The sequence below is a fragment of the Geodermatophilus sp. FMUSA9-8 genome (genome assembly GCF_037034165.1).
Lineage (GTDB): Bacteria > Actinomycetota > Actinomycetes > Mycobacteriales > Geodermatophilaceae > Geodermatophilus > Geodermatophilus nigrescens.
Window position 1 is genome coordinate 37,184 of sequence record NZ_JBAGKE010000011.1, and the last position, 14,720, is coordinate 51,903.

Here is a 14,720-nt window from a genome sequence, read left to right on the forward strand (position 1 = left end):
AACGGGTCAGAGGGGCTGCAGCGCCCTCCAGGCGGTCCATGCGCCGGCGATCATGTCCCGCAGGTCGCGGGTCGCCCGGAAGCCGAGGTCGCGGGCGATGCGGTCGACGGCGGCGACCACCCGCGCGGGGTCGCCGGGGCGCCGGCCGGTCACCTGCGGCGTGGTGTCCCCGCCGGTGACCTCGGCGACCACCCGCAGCACCTCCAGCACGCTGCTGCCCTCGCCGCGCCCCACGTTGTAGGTGCCCCCGGGACGGCCGGCGGCCAGGGCGCGGGCGGCGGCCACGTGCGCGTCGGCGACGTCGGCGACGTGCACGAAGTCGCGCACCGGGCTGCCGTCGGGCGTGGGGTGGTCGTCACCGAAGAGCAGCGGCGGCCGGTCGGCGTCGAGGGCCTCGAACACCAGCGGCACGAGGTTGGCCGTCCCCCGGTCGCCGAGCTCGGGCGCCGCGGCCCCCGCCACGTTGAAGTAGCGCAGGCTGGTGGCGGCCAGGCCCCAGGCGGCGCAGTCGCGCAGTAGGTCCTCGCCCGCGAGCTTCGTGCGGCCGTAGGGCGACAGCGGGCGGCAGGCGGTGTCCTCGTCGACCCGGTCGGCGTCGGGCATGCCGTAGACCGACGCGCTGGAGGAGAAGACGAAGCGCGTCACGCCCTTGGCGCGGCACCCCTCGAGCAGCGCGACCAGGCCCCCGACGTTCTCCGCCCAGTAGAGCAGCGGGTCGGCCACCGACTCGGCCACCTGCTTCTTGCCCGCCAGGTGCACCACGCCGGTCACGCCGTTCTCGCGCAGCACCCGCCGGACCATGCCGCGGTCGCGCACCGAGCCGACCTCCAGCGGCACCTGCGGCAGCGCCGCCAGCCGGCCGGCGTCGCCGGTGGACAGGTCGTCGAGGACGACGACGTCCTCCCCCGCCGCCACCATGGCGTGCACGACGTGCGCCCCGACGTACCCGGCACCCCCGGTGACCAGCCAGCTCACCTGGTCAGCCTGCCCCAGCGGGCGCCGGGCCGCGCGTCAGGACAGCCGCTGCCGCAGGTGGACGGCGACCTCCTGGCCCGCGGCGTCCTTGCCGATCGCCGCGCAGATCGCCTTGCGCAGCGGCAGCCAGTGCGGCCCGTCGCCCGACGGCATGCAGGTGGCGGCGAACGGGTGCCCGTCGACGGTCCCCTCCACCTTCACCGCCCGGCGGGTGCCGAACAGCGCGGCCGAGTCGGGCACGGTGACGAAGGTGGGGAACGCGCCGTCTTTCTCGAGGGGCGCGGTGAACGAGGCGTCGAGCTCCTGGGCTGCCATGCCGCTACCGACCGTCCCGGCGTCCGGGACTCATCGGTGCCGGAGGAGGCGACCGGTCGGGCGGCCCCGGGACCGCCGCGGGGACGCCGTCCTGTCACGGGGCGGCCCTACGGTCCGGACGACCGACCTGGAGGTGCCATGACCGCAGTCCGGACCTATCCGCACGGCGTGACCTGCTGGATCGACACCGAGCAGCCCGACCTCGCCGCCGCAGCCGCCTTCTACGCCGGCCTGTTCGGCTGGACGCTCACCGACGCCGTCCCGCCGGGCGTCCCCGGCTCCTACCTCGTCGCCACGCTCGACGGGCGGGACGTGGCCGCGATCGGGCCCGGCGACGGGCCGCCCACCTGGAACACCTACGTGGCGGTCGACGACGCCGACGCCACGGCCGCCGCGGTCCCGGGGCTCGGGGGCACCGTCGTCTCCGGGCCGGAGGACGCCGGGCCCGGCGGGCGTCTGGCGGCCTGCACCGACCCGCAGGGGGCGCCGTTCCGGCTGTGGCAGGCGCGCCGCCGGCCGGGCGCCCAGCTCACCAACGCCCCGGGCGCCTGGAACTTCTCCGACCTGCACACCCCCGACCGCGCCGGCGCGATGGCCTTCTACGGGCCGCTGTTCGGCTGGCGCGACGTCGACATGGCGCACGACTCCGGCACGATGCTGCAGGTCCCGGGCTACGGGGACCACCTGGCCGCCACCGTCGACCCCGGCATCCACGAGCGGCAGGCCTCCGCCCCGCCCGGCTTCGCCGACGTCATCGGCGGCCTGCTCCCCACCGACGCGGGGCCGGCGTCCTGGCACGTGACGTTCACCGTCGCCGACCGCGACGACGCCGCGGCCACCGCCGAGCGGCTGGGCGCCACGGTGCTGCGCTCCGGGGAGGACGCCTGGACCCGCACCGCGCTGGTGCGCGACCCGCAGGGCGCGGAGTTCACCGTCAGCCAGTTCACCCCACCGGAGGGCACCTGGTGAGCGGGGTGGCCCGCTAGCGTGCGCGCCGTGCGCGGTGGGGCGGGCAGGACGACCGGCAGCGACCGGTCTCCCGGGGCCACCCCGGGGCAGCAGGTCCAGGCCAGCACCAGCACCGCCCGCCGGACGGCGCGCTCCGCGCACCTGACGGCGCCTCCCATCGGGAGCGGCTGCCCCCCCCACCGCGCACACCGGTGACGACGCCGCGCCAGGCCGCCGCCACCGCCTCCGGGATCGCCACCGCGCTGCTCGCCGGCCCCTGGCGGCGGCGCGAGGCGGTGCGCCGGGTCGCGGTGGCGCTCGGGCACGCCCGGGCGCCGCGGTGGGTGGGCGCGCTGGTCGGCGAGGTCCTCGACGCCTACCGCGACGCCCCGGCCGACCGGCCCCGCGAGCTGGCCGCCTTCCTGACGTCGACCCGCGGCTGGGCACAGGGGCAGGCCGGCGACGTCGCCCCGCGGGTGGTGCGCCGCGAGCCGGTGCCCACCCGCGTGGTGCGCCCCCGCCCCGGCCTGACCGAGGTGCCCGACCTGGCCGCGCTCGCCCGCCTGCTCGATGTCGACCAGGGCGAGCTGGCCTGGTTCGCCGACGTCCGCGGGCTGGAGCGCACCGCGCCCGACGAAGCGCTGCGGCACTACCGGTGGCGGGTGGTGGAGCGGCCCGGCGGCGTCCGGCTGCTCGCGGCCCCGAAGCCGCGCCTGCGCGAGATCCAGCGCCGGCTGCTGCGGCACCTGGTCGCGCCCGCGCCGCCGCACCCGGCCGCGCACGGCTGCGTGCCGGGGCACTCGGTGCGCACCGCGGCCGCCCCGCACGCCGGCGCCGACACCGTGCTGGCCCTCGACCTCGAGTCCTTCTTCGCCTCGATCCCCGCCGGCCGCGTGCGGGGCGTGCTGCAGGGCGTCGCCGGGCTGACCGAGCCGGTGGCGCACGCGGTGACCGGCCTGGTGACGACGGTGGTCCCGCTCGCGGTGTGGCGGCGGGTGCCGGTCCCGGAGGACGACGCCGCCCGCGACCGGCACGCCCGCCTCGGCCGCCGGCTCGCCGTCCCGCACCTGCCGCAGGGCGCGCCCACCTCACCCGCGCTGGCCAACCTGGTGTGCGCCCGGCTGGACCGGCGGCTGGCCGGCCTCGCGGCGTCGGCCGGCGCGGTCTACACCCGCTACGTCGACGACCTGTTCCTCAGCGGCCCGCCCGCGCTGCGCCGGCCGGCGTTCGCCGCGCGGGTCGCCGCGATCGCCGCCGACGAGGGCTTCCGCGTGCACCCCGGCAAGACCCGCAGCGCCGGGCGCGGGCGGCGGCAGACGGTGCTCGGCGCCGTCGTCAACGTCCGGCCCACGCTGCCGCGGGCCGAGCGGGACGCGCTGCGGGCGCTGCTGCACAACTGCGCCGTCTCCGGCTGGGCGTCGCAGGTGCGCGACCGCGACCCGGCGACGTTCCGCGAGCACGTCCTCGGGCGCGTGGCCTGGGCCTCGTCGGTCGACCCGGTGCTCGGCGCCCGGCTGCGGGCACTCGCCGAGCGCATCGACTGGGGCACCCCCGGGACGGCATGATCGTCGCGTCCCCCTGCTGTCCTCCGAGAGGGAGACCGTGCCCCCACCTCCTCCCCCGTCCTCCGCGACCACGCCCGCGGCCGCACCGGCCCCCGGCCCGCTCGCCGGTCCACTCGAGAGCTCGCTCGACGGCTCGCTCGACGGCCGGGTCGCCGTCGTCACCGGCGCGAGCAGCGGCATCGGCGCCGCGACCGCGCGCGCCCTGGTCGACGCCGGCTGCCGCGTCGCGCTGCTGGGCCGCCGCGGCGACCGGATGGCCGCCGTCGCCGAGAGCACCTCCGACCCCGACCGCACGCTCGTCGTCGCCACCGACGTCTCCGACGGGCTCGACCTCGCCGACGCCCTCGACGCCCTGCACGACCGCTTCGGCCCGGCCGACCTCGTGGTCGCCGGCGCCGGCGTGCTCACCGGCGCCCCGTTCGAGGACGGCGTGCCGGCCGAGTGGATCGAGATGATCGACGTCAACCTCGGCGGCATCCTGCGCACCGCGCAGACCTTCGCCCGCGACCTGCTCGCCACCGCCGAGGAGGGCCGCGCCGCCGACCTGTTCCTCATCGGCGCGCTCGCCGGGCAGGTGCGCTTCCCCGGCTACGCCGTCTACTCGGCCGTCGAGGCGGCCGTGGCCCAGCTGGCCCGGACGCTGCGCGCCGAGTACGGCCGCCGCGGCGTGCGCGTGCACGTCGTCGCGCCCGGGCTCACCGACACCGACTTCGGCTCCGACATCACCCACGACGGCACCGCCCGCGGCTGGGCCGAGCACCGCGAGGTGATCGTGCCGATGGACCCCGCCGACGTCGCCGCCACGGTGCTCTTCGGCGCCGGGCTGCCGGCGCAGGTCAACCTCGCCGAGCTGCTGGTGCTGCCCACCCGGCAGGACCAGTTCCTGCCCGGCCGGCGCGCGGAGCGGCTGCGGTGAGGGGTGTCCTGCGCGCCGAGGAGGACCGGCCCTCGTTCCTCGGGCGGGCGATGCGGGTGGCCGACTCCGACGCCGCGGCCGCCGGGGTGTTGCTGGTCGCCACGCTGCTCGCGCTGCTGTGGGCCAACGTGCCGGGCTCGGCCTACGAGGACGTCTGGCACACACCGTTCGCCATCAGCCTGGGCGACGCGGTGCTGGAGATGGACCTGCGGCACTGGGTCAACGACGCCGCGATGGCGCTGTTCTTCTGCCTGATCAGCCTGGAGGTCAAGCGCGACCTGGTGCTCGGCGAGTTCCGCGACACCCGGCGCATCCGCATCCCGGTGGTCGCCGCGGTGGCCGGGCTGGTCGTGCCCGCGCTGGTGTTCCTCGCGATCGCCGGGGCCACCGACCAGCCCGGCCAGGCGCGCGCCGCCTGGGGCGTGGTCATCTCCACCGACACGGCGTTCGTGCTGGGGCTGCTGGCGATCGTCGGCCGCTCGGTGCCGGTCAACCTGCGGGCGTTCCTGCTGGCGCTCGCCGTGGTCGACGACGTCGGCGCGCTCGCGGTCATCGCCGTGGCCTACACCGAGGACCTCACGCTGCTCCCGCTGGCGGTCGCCGCCGTCGGGCTGGTCGCCGTCGTCGGGCTCAGCCGGATGCGGGTCTGGCGCGGCGGCGCCTACCTCCTGCTCGCCGTGCCGGTGTGGCTCGGCGTGCTCGCCTCGGGCGTGCACCCGACGGTGGCCGGCGTCGCCATCGGGCTGCTGCTGCCGATCCACCCGCCGAGCCCCGACGAGGTCGACGCCGCGGAGGCCGCGGCGCGCGACTACGGCCGCACCCCGACCTCCGGGGGCGCCCACCGGGCGGTGCTCAGCCTGACCCGGTCGGTGTCGGTGAACGAGCGCGGCCAGCGGCTGTTCCGGCCGTGGGTCAACCTCGTCGTCGTGCCGGTGTTCGCGCTGGCCAACGCCGGGGTCGTGCTCACCGGCGAGACGCTGGCCGCCGCCGCGACCTCCGGGCTGACGTGGGCGATCGTCGCCGGGCTGGTGCTCGGCAAGGTGCTCGGCGTGGCCAGCGCGTCGATGGCGGCGGTGCGCCTGGGTGTCGGGCGGCTGCCGTCGGGGCTGTTCACCCGGCACGTGGTCGCGGCCGGCCTGTTCAGCGGCGTCGGCTTCACGATCTCGCTGTTCATCATCGACCTGGCGCTCGACGACCCGGCGCTGGCGTCGCAAGCCCGCATCGGCGTGCTCGCCGCGTCGGTGACCGCCGCGATCGTGGCGCTCGGGTCCGTCGCGGTGGTGCGGGCGATCGACCGCACCCGCCTGCCCGGGCGGCAGCGGCTGGGCCGGCCGGTCAGCGCCACCCGCGACCACGTGCGGGGCCGGGTCGGGGCGCCGATGGAGCTGGTCGTCTACGCGTCCTTCGTGTTCACCAACGCCGGGCGCACCGCGGAGGTGGTCGACGAGCTGCGGCGCTCGCTCGGCGACGACCTGGTCTTCGTGTACCGGCACCTGCTCACCGACGACCCGGTGTCGCTGCGCGCCGCGGAGGCCGCGGAGGCCGCCGCCGCGCAGTCGCGCTTCTGGCCGATGCACGACGCGCTGGCCGCCCGCGCCGGCCGGCTCGACGACCGCGCCGTGCGGCGCTGCGCCGTCGACGCCGGGCTGAACCTGGCCCGGGTCGACGCCGCGGTGGCCGAGGGGTCCTTCGCCGCGCGGGTGCGGGAGGACGACGACGAGGGCCGCGAGATGGGCCTGGAGGAGCCGCCGCGCTTCTTCGTCAACGGGCAGCTCTACGACGGCCCGCTCGACGTCGCCCCGATGCGCACCGCGCTGGAGATGACCGCCGGACGTGCGCGCGTCAGGGCGGCGGCGCCCGAGCCCGAGGACGAGAACGACCTCGACGACGCGCTGCCGGTGCGCCCGCCCGTCGGGGAGCCGGCGTGAGCGCCCCGGTCGCGGGTCGGCGCGCGGTGGTGATCGGCCTGCCGCTCATCGCCGACGCCGTGACCGCCGAGCTCCGGGCGGGCGGCGCGCAGGTGGAGCAGGTGGCCACCGCGCGGGAGGTGGTGGCCGACGCCGACGGCGTGCGCGAGCGGCTCGGCGGCGTCGACCTGGTGGTCGCGGCGCTCGGCGGCATCGGCGGCGGCCCGTTCGGGCTGACGCCGGCCGAGAAGTGGGCGGCGATGGTCGAGCAGGGCGCCGGCGACGCGGTGCTCGCCGCGCGGGCGTTCCTCGACGACCTGCTCACCGCGGCGGCCAACGACCGCCCGGCCGACCTGGTGCTCGTCGGGTCGGCGGCGGCGTCGGAGCTGGTGCCCGCGTTCGCGGTGCACGCGGCCACCGCCGCCGGGGCCGCCCAGCTCGCCCGCACGCTGCGGGTGGAGCTCGGCGGCACGCTGGTGCGGGTGCGGCACGTCGCCGTCGGGTGGGTGGCCACGCAGAGCACCGCCGACGGCGCCGCGCTCACCCCGGCCGACGTGGCGCGCACGGTCGTGTTCACCACCACGATGCCGCCGACCACGAACGTCGCCGAGGTCTCCCTGCTGGCCACCCGCTACGGCTGACCGTGTGCGCCCGCGCCGCATCCCGCGCCCGGGGCTGCGGCGTGGGCGCACACGCTCGCCGCGGCGCCCCGGCGACGTGGACCGATGAGTCCCGCGGCCGGTGCCGGTCTGTCCCCGCACAGGCAAACGAGGAGGCAGACGTGGACGGTGGGACGAGGAGGGCCGCGCGGGTCGCGGCCGCGGCCGGGGCGTCCTTCGTCGCCAGCTCGGCCTGGTACGCCGCGTTCGGCTCGCGGCTGGCGCAGCTCGACGAGGCCTACGCGGGGCCGCAGCCGTCGCCGGCCGTCGTCGCCCCGGTCGAGCTGGCCCGCAGCGCGACGGTTGCCGCCGCCGTGTCGGTGCTCGCCGACCGGCTGCCGGCGCGGGGCCCGCGAGACACCGTCGCGCTGGCCACCGGCCTGTGGGCCGCCTTCCCCGCGGTGCTGCTATCCGGCTCCGTCTTCCACGAGAAGGTGCCGTGGCAGCAGGCGGCGATCCACGCCGGCGACTGGCTGCTCAAGCTGCTGCTGGTCACCGCGGTGGTCGGCCGCGACTGACCCTCGGTGCACCGCCCCGGACAGCGGCCCGCGGGGTGCCACGGCACCCCGGGGACGCCCGGAGCCGGTGGCCGGGTGAGTCCCGGCCACCGGCCCGCGGTCAGCCCGGCTCGACCACTCCGGGGACCCCGCCGGGCACGACGCCGGGTACGCCCGGGCCCGCCGCGCCGGTGGTGAGGACGACGGTCGCCCGGCCGGCCTCGACCGCCTGCAGCGTCCGCAGCGAGAGCAGCGCCGGCTGCTCGGCCACCATCCGCGCGGCGTTGGCCATCGCCCGGGTGGCGGCGACCTCGGCCCGCGCCCGCTCCAGCGCCGCCTGGCCCTACGCCCGCGCCGTCGCGGCCTCCGCCGCGGCGTGCCGCAGCTCCGCCGGGACCATGACGTCGCGCAGCCAGACCCGCTCGAGCACGACGCCGACGGTCTCCGGCGCAGTGCCCACGCGCTCGCGGACCTCGTCGGCCAGGGTCGCGCGGGCGGCGAGCAGCTCGTCGAGGGTGCGGCCGGCGACCACCTCGCGCAGCGCCACCTGGACCGTGGCGTAGACCAGCGCGTCGGCGTCGTCGACGGCCTCGTGCCAGCGCCGCGGGTCCGCCGTCCGGGCGGTCACGGTCAGGCTCACCCGCACCGACAGCCCGTCGGCGGTGAGCACCTCCTGGCCGGGGACGACGAGCAGCCGCGGGCGGACGGCGACCCGCACGAACCGCCGCCTGCGGCGCGCCCGGCGGTGCCGCCCGGCGCCCAGCTCCTCGGCGAAGCGGCCGTCCCGGTAGACCAGGACCCGCTCCCACTCCTGCACGACGACCCGCACGTCCCCGCCTCCTCCCGCTCGCTGACCGGCCGCGCCCGGACGCGGACCGCCCGGCGCCCGGCCGGGCCCCCGGCGGGGGACGCGCGCAGCGCCGCAGACCGCCGGGGGCCGGGATGGCCGGGCGCCGGACGGCGTCGGGAGTCGAACCCGTGCGTCCACAGCGCAGTACCCCTACAGGTGCCCGTGGCCGACGCGCAGGACCTGCGGCGGCGATGCCGCCCGGCTGCTGACCACGGGCCGCAGGAGCGTGCCACGGTCGTCCCCGTCCCGCCGCTGCATTTCCGGGCCGGTTGGCCCGGGGGTCGCGGGGTAGGGGCCGTCGGATACGCGGTGCGGCCGGGCCAAGAGGGCCCGGCCCTCAGGTGGGGAGACGCGATGACACTGCCCGACAGGGACCAGGTCACGGACTGGATCGGCAAGACCGTCGTCGACCGCGACGGCAACGAGATCGGCACGGTGACGGCGCTGCTGGCCGACGAGGACACCGGGCAGCCCGAGTGGCTCTACGCCGAGCACGCCGGGTCGACCGTCGTCGTCCCGCTGGTCGGCGCCGCCGGCTCCGGGGAGCACGTGCAGGTCGCCGTGGAGCGGGGACTCGTCGACGGCGCGCCGCGCTACGGCGAGAGCCGGGAGCTCAGCACCGACCAGGAGGCCGCGCTCTACCGGCACTACGGCATCCGGGCGACGACCTCGGAGTCCGACAGCCTGCTGCCCGCGGAGGGCGCGGAGCCCGAGGCGGCGACGGTCGTCGGCGGCCCGGACACCGACCCGGTGCCGCTGCCCGACGCGCCGGCCGACGCCGCGCCCGTCGCCGAGGAGCTGCCGGCCCCGCCGCCGGTGGCGCAGCCCGGTGACCGCGACTTCGGCCGCACGGAGCAGCCGGCGGGCGGTGCGGCCGGCCGGATCGGGGCGGCCGTGGCCGCCGCGCTGGCCGTCGGCGCCGTCGTGTTCGCCCTGCTGCGCCGCCGGCAGCAGCCGACGGCCCGGGTCTCCCGGGGCGCGCGGCGGACGGCGCGGAAGGCGCAGCGCTCGGCGTCCCGCTCGGTCTCGCGGGCCGGCCGGGAGACCGGGCGGAAGGCGGCGAAGGCCGGGCGGAAGGCGGCCAAGGCCCGGCGGTCCGCCGCCTCGGTGCCGGCCACCGGCCGCGCGCGCATCGAGCAGGTGACGGCCGCGGCTGCGCCCGTGGTGACCGGCGCCGTGCACCAGGTGCGCGAGGCGACCCGCTCCGGCGCGGCCGCCGCCGGCCCCGCCGTGAGCGGTGCCGTGCAGCAGGTGCGGGAGGCCACCCGCTCGGGGGCGGCCGCCGCCGGGCCCGCCGTCAGCAACGCGGCCGCGCAGGTCCTCGGGGCCACCCGCTCCGGCGCCGCCGCGGCCGCTCCCCTGCTCGCCACCACCGGCCACGCGCTGCAGACCGGGGCGAACGCGGGCGCCGAGGTGGCCCGGCAGGCGCTGGGCGCGGGTGCCGGGCTGGCCGCCGCGGCCGTGACCAAGGCGGCCGAGGCCGGCGCCGAGATCGGGCAGACCGGGCTGCGGGCGGCGATGCGCGCCGAGCGCGCCGTCGGGCAGGTGCCCGAGGAGGTCGCCGAGGCCGGTCACCGGCTGAAGAAGAAGGGCAAGCGCCTCGTGCGGATGACCGCGCTCGGCGCGGGCCTGGGTGCCGGGTACGTCGTGGGCGCCGGCTACGGCGACTACGGGCAGATCCAGCAGCTCGCGGGCCGGGTCACCGGCCGGAGCTGACCGCCTCGAGGTCCGGCGGGTGCGCGGCCAGGAAGCGCCGCGCCCGCCGGACCTCGTTCGTCACCGGATCGCGGTCGGGTGACGTCGCCGGCGGCCGACCAACCGGATCGCGACGAGCGCGCCCAGGCCCCCGGCCACCGCGCCGATCACGAGGTACGCGACGTCCGCGCCGTCGGCCCACACCGCGAGCGCGAGCAGGGCGAGCACGCTGACCGCCCACACCGGCCAGGCCGGGCGGGCCCGGCGGGCGGTACCGGTCGCGTCGTCCGTCACGCTTGCCGACGGTAGGGCGGCCGGGCGCCGAGCGGGCCGCTGAGCAACTCCGACACACCTGACCGGGTGAGCTGGGACACGAGTGGCGGGTGTGACGACCGCGTTCTGCGCGGGAGCGCCGTCCGCCGATGGAACGCACATGCGCGCCAGCCACGTCGCCACCGCCCTCGCCGCCTTCGCCGCCGGCCTGACCGCCGCCTCGGCCCTGCACCGCCGGGCCGCCCGCCCGGTCGCCGCGCCGGCCGCCGTCGCTGCCGCTCCCGCCGTCGCGGAGCTGGCGGTCGTCGTCGAGCAGGACGCCGTCGTCCTGCCCTTCCCCCGTCCGGCGCAGCCGGTCGAGCAGGTCGTCGAGGCGCCGGCCGCCCCGGCCCGCTGCGGCGACACCGGCGGCGTGACGAAGGCCGGCGCGCCCTGCGCCGCGCGCGCCACGAGCGGCGGCCGCTGCCACCACCACCCGCTGGCCGCCTGACAGCTGTCGGTCCCCCGCGGTAGACAGCGGGGGTGGGCACGCGCCGGGGAGCCGAGGTGCTCGGCCGGCGCGCGCTCAACCGGGCCACGCTGGCCCGGCAGCTGCTGCTGCGCCGCGACGAGCGGGACGCCTTCGCCGCCGTCGACCACCTGGCCGGCCTGCAGGCGCAGGAGCCGCAGGAGCCGCACGTCGGCCTGTGGTCGCGGCTGGCCGGGTTCCGCCCGGCCGAGCTCGACGGGCTGCTCGAGTCGCGCCGGGTCGTCCGCACGCAGCTGATGCGCCGCACGCTGCACCTGGTCACCGCCGAGGACTGCCTGGCGCTGCGGCCGGTGCACCAGCCGATGCTGCTCGCGCGGATGACCGGCACGCTCGGCCGCCGCCTGCCCGGGGTCGACCTCGCCGAGCTCGCCGCCGCGGGAGAGCCGCTGTTCGCCGAGGAACCGCGGCTGCTGCCTGAGGTCGGCCGGCTGCTCGCCGGGCGCTGGCCCGACGCGGCGGCCCGCGACCTCGGCGACGCGCTGTCGAGCCTCGTGCCGCTCGTGCAGACGACGCCGCGCGGGCTGTGGCGCAGGCAGGCGCCGGCCCGCACCACCACGGTGCGCGCCTGGCTGGGGCGCGACGTGGCCGACGGGCCGGACGACGACGTCCTCGAGGCGCTGGTGCTGCGCTACCTGCGCGCCTACGGCCCGGCCGCGAGCGCCGACCTGCGCGCGTGGTGCGGGCTGTCCGGCCTGCCCGCCGTCGTCACCCGGCTGCGGCCGCGGCTGCGGTCGTTCCGCGACGAGCGCGGCCGCGAACTGCTCGACGTCGACGACGGACCGCTGCCCGAGCCCGGCGAGCCCGCCCCGGTGCGCTTCCTGCCCGCCTTCGACAACGCCGTGCTCGGCTACGACGACCGGTCCCGGGTGGTCGCCGACGAGCACCGCGGGCTCAGCGTGGCGGGGGCCCGCTTCGTGCTGGTCGACGGCACGGTCTCGGCCATCTGGACCAGCGCCGGGCGCGACGACGGCGGCGTCGACGTCGCCGTCTCCCCGCTGCGCGCGCTCACCCCGGCCGAGCGCACGGAGGTCGAGGAGGAGGGCACCCGGCTGGCCGCCTTCCTGGGCGACGGCGTCCCCGGCGCGCTGACGGTCGGCTGACCTCAGCCGGGCACGGGGCAGGCGGCCGCGCCGTCGGCCGCGTCCTGCTCGGTCAGCCCGTCGTAGGGCGACCAGTCCGCGCCGGCGAGGAACTCCTCCCGGGTCACCGGCGGGTCGGGGGCGAAGCCGGCGCCGACGAGGCAGTCCCGCACCGCGAGCAGGTCGGCGTAACCCGGCGGCGGCGACGTGGGGGTGACCGAGGACTGCACGGTCGGAGAGGGCGTGCCCGACGGCGTCATCGCCGGCGCGCTGGTGCCCGCGGGGCCGGCGCCCTCGCCGTCCGGGGCGGCCAGCCGGCCCGCCAGCAGCGGCAGCCCGCCGACCAGCACGACGACGGCGAGCGCCACCGCGGCGACGGTCGCCCGCACCTGCCGGCCACGGCGGTGCGCGGCGCGGACGCGCTCCGGGGTGACCGCCCCCGGGTCGCCGGCGAGGTCGTCGGCGAGCGCGGCGAGGGAGGCACGCACGCGGTCGTCGTCGGTCATCGGGTCCTCCTCGGCGGCGCGGTCTCCTCGCCGGCGGCCAGCACGGTCCGCAGGACGGCCAGGCCCTTGCGGACGTGGTTGCCGACGGTGCTCACCGAGCAGCCCATCAGCCGGGCGGTCTCGGCCTCGCTGTGGTCGGCGAAGTAGCGCAGCACCAGCGCGGTGCGCACCCGCGGGGACAGCCGCTGCAGCGCGCGGCGCACGTCCTCGGTGACCGCGTGCCCGGCCTGCGGGTCCCCTCCCCCGGCGTCGGGCACCGTGTCGACCGGCCGCTCGGTGCTCGACAGCCGGCGGCGCCAGCTCAGGTGCGCGTTGACCATCACCCGGTGCACGTAGGCGAGCGGGTCGTCCGCGGCCCGCACCCGGTCCCAGCGCGAGTAGCTCCGCAGCAGCGCCACCTGCACGAGGTCCTCGCCCAGCCCGCGGTCGGCGGTGAGCAGGCAGGCGGTGCGCAGCAGCGCGGCACGGTGCTCGAGGACGAAGTCGGTGAAGTCGTCGTCCCCGGTGCCGTGCATCGGGGACGACCTCACCACGGGGCCACCCCCGCGGTGGCGAGGACACCCGCGAGGCAGACGGCCGCGAGCAGCACGACGGCCGCCCGCTCCCACCGGAGGAGCGGGCGGTCGTCGGGGCCCCGCCGCGGACGTCCCACACCAGGGAGACGCGGTGACCCCCCGGTGTGGGCCTACTCCGTGCCGCGGACACGCCCCGCCGGTGCGTCGTGACCGCCGGTGGCGGCCCGGCGGGACCGCTCGCCGCCGGCGTCCGCACCCTCCCCGCCCGGGGCGCGCGCGAGGACCCTCGCCGGGGACGTCACCGCGATCCCGGGAGGTCCCGTGAGAACCGTCCGCGTCCTCGTCGTCGCCGGTACCGCCGGCCTGCTCGCCCTCGCCCCGGGAGTGGCCGCGGCCGCGCCCGGCGGCTGCAAGGCGTTCGGCCAGAACGTGGCCGGTCTGGCGCAGACGCTGGGACCGGCCTTCGGCGCCACCGCCTCCACCGTCGCCACGTCTGGTCCGGGAGCCTTCCCGACCCTCGTGGTGCACCCGGAGCAGCAGGCGCTGTGCAGCGACGCGGGGTGACCGGCGACCGGTCACCCCGCGCCTGCGTCGCTCAGCGGCTGCCGCCGCCGAGCATCGGGTCGTCGCCGTCCCGGCGCGTGCCGTGCTCGACACCCTCGGTGGACGGGCCGGCCGTGTAGCCCTGGTCGTCGGACTCCGGCACCAGGACGTCGTCGCGCACGACCGCGTCCGGCGGCGGCTGCTCGACGACGGTGACCTCCTGCGGCTGGACGACGCCCTCCTGCGTGGTCGTCCCGGCCGTGGGCGTCTCGGCAGGCGTCGGGGCCGGCGTCGTCTCCTGCTTGCCGGACGTCGCCGCGGCCACCCCGGCCACCGCGGCACCGGCCACCGCCGCGACGCCGGCCGCGACCGTCGTCGGCGAGATCCCCGCCTTGCCCTTGTCGCCCGCGGAGCCGTAGGCGTCGTTCACACCCGGGGTGCCGACGTCGACGTGCTCGTTGACCGACCCGCGCCAGGAGCCCGACGCGTAGCCCTGGCTCTCGACCAGCGACTTGAACCGCTCGAGGTCCGAGCGCACCTGACGCTCGACGATGCCGAGCTTGTCGCCCACCTGCTCGACCAGGCCCTCCGGCTCGTACTCGAGCTCCAGGTAGACGATGGTCGAGTCGGGCCCGGCGGCCTCGAAGCGGACGGCGCCGGCGTTGGTCGCGCCGCTGGTGGCGGCCCAGGCGACCTTCCGGTCGGGGTCCTGCTCGAGGACGGCGGCCTCCCACTCGCGGCGCACGCCGGCGATCTCGGCGACCCAGTGCAGCCGCTGGTCGGTCAGCTGCCGGACCTCCTTCACCCCGCCCATGAAGTGCGGGAAGTCCTCGAACTGGGTCCACTGGTCGTAGGCCGTGCGCAGCGGCACGTCCACCTGGATCGACTTCTCCACCTTGGTGGTCATCGCCATCCCTCCGTCCTCCGACGTCTCAGGGAGGGATGTGA

At 78.2% G+C, this 14,720-nt stretch carries 18 protein-coding genes; 10 read left to right on the forward strand and 8 right to left on the reverse strand.

Going from position 1 to position 14,720, the window contains the following annotated elements:
* Positions 1–6 precede the first annotated feature (6 nt).
* Together galE and WA616_RS20375 are read right to left on the reverse strand one after the other, a co-directional pair.
* On the reverse strand, positions 7–975 hold the full coding sequence (gene galE, locus WA616_RS20370; RefSeq protein WP_336032721.1) for a UDP-glucose 4-epimerase GalE: 969 nt from the start codon (positions 973–975) through the stop codon (positions 7–9).
* A gap of 36 nt (positions 976–1,011) precedes the next feature.
* Positions 1,012–1,290, reverse strand: coding sequence for a DUF1905 domain-containing protein (locus WA616_RS20375; RefSeq protein ID WP_073418721.1), 279 nt, complete (start codon positions 1,288–1,290; stop codon positions 1,012–1,014).
* Between the two features lie 138 nt (positions 1,291–1,428).
* Between WA616_RS20375 and WA616_RS20380 the strand changes: the two genes are divergently transcribed.
* The 6 genes from WA616_RS20380 (at position 1,429) to WA616_RS20405 (ending at position 7,803) form a co-directional block, all read left to right on the forward strand.
* A complete protein-coding gene (locus tag WA616_RS20380) occupies positions 1,429–2,259 on the forward strand; it encodes a VOC family protein (RefSeq protein WP_336032723.1) in 831 nt (276 codons plus the stop codon).
* 191 nt (positions 2,260–2,450) lie between these two features.
* The gene (locus WA616_RS20385; protein WP_336032725.1) at positions 2,451–3,803 is read left to right on the forward strand and encodes a reverse transcriptase family protein; all 1,353 of its coding nucleotides are present in this window, start codon (positions 2,451–2,453) and stop codon (positions 3,801–3,803) included.
* Between the two features lie 37 nt (positions 3,804–3,840).
* Entirely contained in the window at positions 3,841–4,719 is an 879-nt protein-coding gene (locus tag WA616_RS20390; RefSeq protein ID WP_336032727.1) for an SDR family oxidoreductase, read from the forward strand.
* Positions 4,716–6,647 (forward strand): Na+/H+ antiporter NhaA, encoded by a 1,932-nt coding sequence (nhaA, locus tag WA616_RS20395; protein ID WP_336032729.1) that lies wholly within the window; start codon positions 4,716–4,718, stop codon positions 6,645–6,647. The genes WA616_RS20390 and nhaA overlap by 4 nt, the downstream gene beginning before the upstream one ends.
* Entirely contained in the window at positions 6,644–7,267 is a 624-nt protein-coding gene (locus WA616_RS20400) for an SDR family NAD(P)-dependent oxidoreductase (protein ID WP_073418717.1), read from the forward strand. The genes nhaA and WA616_RS20400 overlap by 4 nt, the downstream gene beginning before the upstream one ends.
* Positions 7,268–7,407: 140 nt before the next feature.
* A complete protein-coding gene (locus WA616_RS20405) occupies positions 7,408–7,803 on the forward strand; it encodes a DUF1761 domain-containing protein (protein WP_336032731.1) in 396 nt (131 codons plus the stop codon).
* Positions 7,804–7,903: 100 nt separating this feature from the next.
* On the opposite strand, the gene WA616_RS20410 is transcribed toward WA616_RS20405, so the two are convergent.
* Both WA616_RS20410 and WA616_RS20415 read right to left on the reverse strand, forming a co-directional pair.
* Positions 7,904–8,074 (reverse strand): hypothetical protein, encoded by a 171-nt coding sequence (locus tag WA616_RS20410; protein WP_336032732.1) that lies wholly within the window; start codon positions 8,072–8,074, stop codon positions 7,904–7,906.
* Between the two features lie 51 nt (positions 8,075–8,125).
* Positions 8,126–8,611: an SPFH domain-containing protein gene (locus tag WA616_RS20415; protein ID WP_336032734.1), complete on the reverse strand. Its 486-nt coding sequence runs from the start codon at positions 8,609–8,611 to the stop codon at positions 8,126–8,128.
* A gap of 375 nt (positions 8,612–8,986) precedes the next feature.
* Here WA616_RS20415 and WA616_RS20420 point away from each other — a divergent pair, with 375 nt between their 5' ends.
* Entirely contained in the window at positions 8,987–10,348 is a 1,362-nt protein-coding gene (locus tag WA616_RS20420; RefSeq protein WP_336032736.1) for a PRC-barrel domain-containing protein, read from the forward strand.
* 60 nt (positions 10,349–10,408) lie between these two features.
* Here WA616_RS20420 and WA616_RS20425 read toward each other — a convergent pair whose 3' ends face one another.
* On the reverse strand, positions 10,409–10,621 hold the full coding sequence (locus WA616_RS20425) for a hypothetical protein (protein WP_336032737.1): 213 nt from the start codon (positions 10,619–10,621) through the stop codon (positions 10,409–10,411).
* A gap of 139 nt (positions 10,622–10,760) precedes the next feature.
* On the opposite strand from WA616_RS20425, the gene WA616_RS20430 reads away from it, so the two are divergent.
* Together WA616_RS20430 and WA616_RS20435 are read left to right on the forward strand one after the other, a co-directional pair.
* The gene (locus tag WA616_RS20430) at positions 10,761–11,090 is read left to right on the forward strand and encodes a hypothetical protein (protein ID WP_336032739.1); all 330 of its coding nucleotides are present in this window, start codon (positions 10,761–10,763) and stop codon (positions 11,088–11,090) included.
* 32 nt (positions 11,091–11,122) lie between these two features.
* Positions 11,123–12,229, forward strand: coding sequence for a winged helix DNA-binding domain-containing protein (locus WA616_RS20435; protein WP_336032740.1), 1,107 nt, complete (start codon positions 11,123–11,125; stop codon positions 12,227–12,229).
* Positions 12,230–12,231: 2 nt separating this feature from the next.
* Here WA616_RS20435 and WA616_RS20440 read toward each other — a convergent pair whose 3' ends face one another.
* Positions 12,232–12,714, reverse strand: coding sequence for a hypothetical protein (locus WA616_RS20440; RefSeq protein WP_336032741.1), 483 nt, complete (start codon positions 12,712–12,714; stop codon positions 12,232–12,234).
* A complete protein-coding gene (locus WA616_RS20445) occupies positions 12,711–13,229 on the reverse strand; it encodes a SigE family RNA polymerase sigma factor (RefSeq protein WP_336032743.1) in 519 nt (172 codons plus the stop codon). The genes WA616_RS20440 and WA616_RS20445 overlap by 4 nt, the downstream gene beginning before the upstream one ends.
* A gap of 321 nt (positions 13,230–13,550) precedes the next feature.
* On the opposite strand from WA616_RS20445, the gene WA616_RS20450 reads away from it, so the two are divergent.
* Positions 13,551–13,793 (forward strand): hypothetical protein, encoded by a 243-nt coding sequence (locus WA616_RS20450; RefSeq protein ID WP_336032744.1) that lies wholly within the window; start codon positions 13,551–13,553, stop codon positions 13,791–13,793.
* A 31-nt stretch (positions 13,794–13,824) separates the two neighbouring features.
* On the opposite strand, the gene WA616_RS20455 is transcribed toward WA616_RS20450, so the two are convergent.
* On the reverse strand, positions 13,825–14,685 hold the full coding sequence (locus WA616_RS20455) for an SRPBCC family protein (RefSeq protein ID WP_336032746.1): 861 nt from the start codon (positions 14,683–14,685) through the stop codon (positions 13,825–13,827).
* Between the last annotated feature and the right edge of the window lie 35 nt (positions 14,686–14,720).